This window comes from Gordonia sp. (in: high G+C Gram-positive bacteria) (assembly GCF_012515855.1).
Lineage (GTDB): Bacteria > Actinomycetota > Actinomycetes > Mycobacteriales > Mycobacteriaceae > Gordonia.
Genome location: NZ_JAAYXO010000111.1, coordinates 1 through 3,368, shown reverse-complemented (window position 1 = coordinate 3,368; position 3,368 = coordinate 1). Strand labels below are relative to the sequence as shown.

Below are 3,368 nucleotides of genomic sequence, written 5' to 3'. Positions count from 1 at the left end.
GCCCGGCGAACCCGGACCCGACCGATGGTGTAGGCGATATAGCTGAGGCTGGCGGCACCGACCGCGACCGAGCTGGCCGCGAACATGTAAAAGGACAGCTTGACGAGCGCTTCCATGGGCTTCTCCCCGATTCCCGCGACGGCCGTGCCGGTTAGCCGCCGCATATCTCGTGCCGAAATCAGTCTACCGGCTTTCGCCGTCGGTCGTGTCGTGCCAGTTGCCTTCGTCGTCGGGACGCTTGACGTCGCCCTTCGTCCCGAGACGCTTGTCGGCGTTGTCGACGAGGGCGAAGAACTCGCGCTTGCCGCCCCAGTCGCGTTTGGCGAGCGGCGTCATCATCAGCGTGCCGCCTTCGGCCGACTCCTGGATGATGCCGCGGATGCGCCGCAGCGGAAAGTAGAAGGTCACCGCAAGCCCACCAACCATCATGATGGCGGCGATGATGAAAATGGGAATGCCGGGGTTGTAGGCGACTTGCAGCACCGTGAAGCGCGACTCGCGCTCGAAGGTGATGTTGAGCCCACCGATATCCGTCGACGAGCCCTGGTCGATGACCGCGCGGTCTATGGCGTCTTCGCTCATGGGACCGTCGATCGGCGTCACCTGCACCCAGACCTGCCCGTTCTCCAGCCCGAGGGTGTCCAGCTCGGGCTGGTTCGAGCGGTTGGTGTCCGGACCGACCACGACGATCTGCTTGTTCAGGGCGGGCAGGCGGATCAGGCCGGCGGGGGCGTCGGGGTTGACCCGGAGGTTGAAGAACCCCATTTCGAGAGGCTGGTTGTAGAGCTCGACGCCGTTGGCGTCCGTGACAACCATGTCGGCCGAAATGCCAAAGCTGGCCTGATAGAAGGTCGCGACACCGGCGCTCATCGGGTTGTTGACCGTGATCTCGCCGGACTTCACCTGCTCGCCGCCGTCGTAGATGACCACGTCGCTGCGGTACTGGCTGGCGTCACCGGTGGCCATGTAGGTGTCGGTGAAGCGGACCAGCTCGACACTCAGGTCGGTGCCGTGGCCGACCTGGCGGGTTTCACCCTCGGCGACCGCGAACTCTACGTCGCGAAAGCCCCACATCGACGAGACGATGCCACCGACGAGGAGCAGGATGAGCGCGAGATGGAAGGGATAGGTGCCGAGCTTCGACCACCGGTTCTTGTCGGCGTAGAAGTGAATCTGGTCGCCGACCTGTTCCGTGATGAACCGGTATCGCTTCTGGCGCAACACCGCCTCGATGTTTTCCTGAAGCTGGCCAGGAGTGGTGGCGGTGCTGTAGACGGCGTTCACCTCGGCGTTGCGAATGTAGCCGGGCGAGGTGCGAATCCGTGGCGAGCTGATCGTCTGCCAGATGCCGGGGGCGCGGTTGATGGTGCAGATCGCGATGGCGACCGCGATCACGGCAAGCGTGGCGGCGAAAATGGCGCTGGAAAAGACATCGAAGTCGTACCAGCGGTCGACGAGCGGCTGGAGCGCGGGCCAGGCGTTGGCCATCCACTGGGGCACGTCGCTGCCGCGAAGGGTGCCGATGAGCACCAGCAACGCGAGGAACGCGATCTCCGCGACCGCGGCGCGCACCGAGCAGAAGAATCGCCAGATGCGGTCAACGGCGATCTCGAGCGGAGAGCGCGATGGGGTGCCGGTTGTCGCGGTGAGCTGGGCCATGCGTCAGGGAGGTCCGATCCGGAAACGAGCAGGCGCTGCTGATCAGTGTACGACTATATGGTTGGCTCGTAGGGCTGCCAGGGCGCGTTGCGAATGATTTCTGTGAAGATCTGCTCGTAGACGCCGAGGACCATGATGAGGCCGACGCCGATCATGACCGCGCCGGTCACGGTGGTGACCATCCCCAGGCGGCTGTTGATCCTGCGGATGATCGCAGGCGCTGTGCCGAAGGCGAGCGCGGCCAGCATGAACGGGACGGCAAGACCGAGCGAGTAGACGGTCAGGAGCCAGGTCGCCTCGGCGATGCTGCCCTGGCCGGCGGCCATCGTCAGGATCGCGCCGAGAATCGGTCCGACGCAGGGCGACCACCCCGCGCCGAAGGTGACGCCGATCAGGAACGACGAGGTGACCGTGCCGGGGTTGCCGGTGTCGATCTCCGCGCGGCGAGTCTGGTTCATGAACGGGATGTTGATCCACCCGATCTGGTGAAGGCCGAGCAGCACCAGCAGCACGCCGCCGATGCGGACCAGCCAGAGGCGGTTCTGCGTGATGAAATCCAGTGATCCGGCGAGCGCGCCGGCCGTGCCGAGGGCGGCGCCGAGCGCGATGAAGATAACGGAAAAGCCAAGCACGTAGGCGGCGGCGTTGCGCAGCACGATCGCGCGAGCGCGCGGTCCCGACTGCCCCGCCGAGACCCCCGCGATGTGGGTCAGGTAGATCGGGATCAGGGGCAGGACGCAGGGCGACGAAATGGAGAAGACACCAGCGACGAACGCGGTGAGGAACGTAACGTCAGTCATCCCGAAAACCCTACCATTCCGCGAAAACCCGGTACAATAGACGACACGTGACGTGGCGCGAAACACCTGCAGCCTTGCCGCATTCGACCCCGCGCTTCCCCTTCGCCGACCCCCGGACAACGCCGATGCCCGATACCCTTCGCGACCGACTCTACTCCACCGAGGCAATCGTGCTCGCGCGTCGAAACCTCGGCGAGGCGGATCGCATCTACGATATATTCTCGGTCCGCAGCGGCCGGAAATCCATCATCGCCAAGGGCGCGCGCAAGGCCGAGAGTCGCAACGGTCGCTCGCTCGACCTGCTGAACAGAGTCGTCGTCCACCTCTACAGGGGACGAAGCCTCGACGGCGTGCGCGGTGTCGAGACAGTGGCGACGCATCCCGGTCTGCGTGACGGGCTGCAGGCATTCGCGGCGGCGAGCTATCTCGCCGATCTCGTGCGGGTGATGACGCAGGAGGACGAGCCGAACGAGCGTGTGTACGCACTGCTTGCGGAGACACTTGCGCTGCTGTCGGACGGGGTCGATCCGTGGTCGCTGACCCGCTACTTCGAGTACGCCTTTCTGGAGGCGAGCGGTTTTCAGGCACAGCTGCATGAATGCCCGACCTGCCGCGAGGCGATCACCGAGCAGGCCAACGCGTTTTCGGTGCGTGAGGGTGGCGTGATCTGTCCGCGCTGCCGGGCGAGCGATCCGGGAGCGGTGGCGTTGTCGGTAAATGCGCAGAAGTACCTGCGGACGATGCAGCGGGATGGCCTGCGGCGGTTGCTGTCCCTGCAGCTCGACGAGGCGTCGCGGCAGCAGGTGGAGCGGGCACTGACGGACTACGTGCAACACATCGCGGAACGGCCGATCGGGTCCCTGGCGGTGCTGCACGCGTTGCAGCTGAAGGCTCCCGACCCTCGGCCGG

General features: G+C 65.4%; 3 protein-coding genes. 1 reads left to right on the top strand and 2 read right to left on the bottom strand.

Going from position 1 to position 3,368, the window contains the following annotated elements:
- Positions 1 to 183: 183 nt before the first annotated feature.
- Together GX543_RS08170 and GX543_RS08165 are read right to left on the bottom strand one after the other, a co-directional pair.
- Entirely contained in the window at positions 184 to 1,659 is a 1,476-nt protein-coding gene (locus GX543_RS08170; protein ID WP_290851164.1) for a cytochrome c biogenesis protein ResB, read from the bottom strand.
- Between the two features lie 53 nt (positions 1,660 to 1,712).
- Positions 1,713 to 2,525 (bottom strand): cytochrome c biogenesis protein CcdA, encoded by an 813-nt coding sequence (locus tag GX543_RS08165; protein WP_290851162.1) that lies wholly within the window; start codon positions 2,523 to 2,525, stop codon positions 1,713 to 1,715.
- Between GX543_RS08165 and recO the strand changes: the two genes are divergently transcribed.
- The coding region (gene recO, locus GX543_RS08160; protein ID WP_290851160.1) for a DNA repair protein RecO at positions 2,507 to 3,368 on the top strand (862 nt) is incomplete at its 3' end. The two genes, GX543_RS08165 and recO, sit on opposite strands and share 19 nt — an antisense overlap.

Excerpts from the sequence above, each read along its gene's own strand:
- GX543_RS08170 (WP_290851164.1), bottom strand. The coding sequence starts at position 1,659 with ATGGCCCAGCTCACCGCGACAACCGGCACCCCATCGCGCTCTCCGCTC.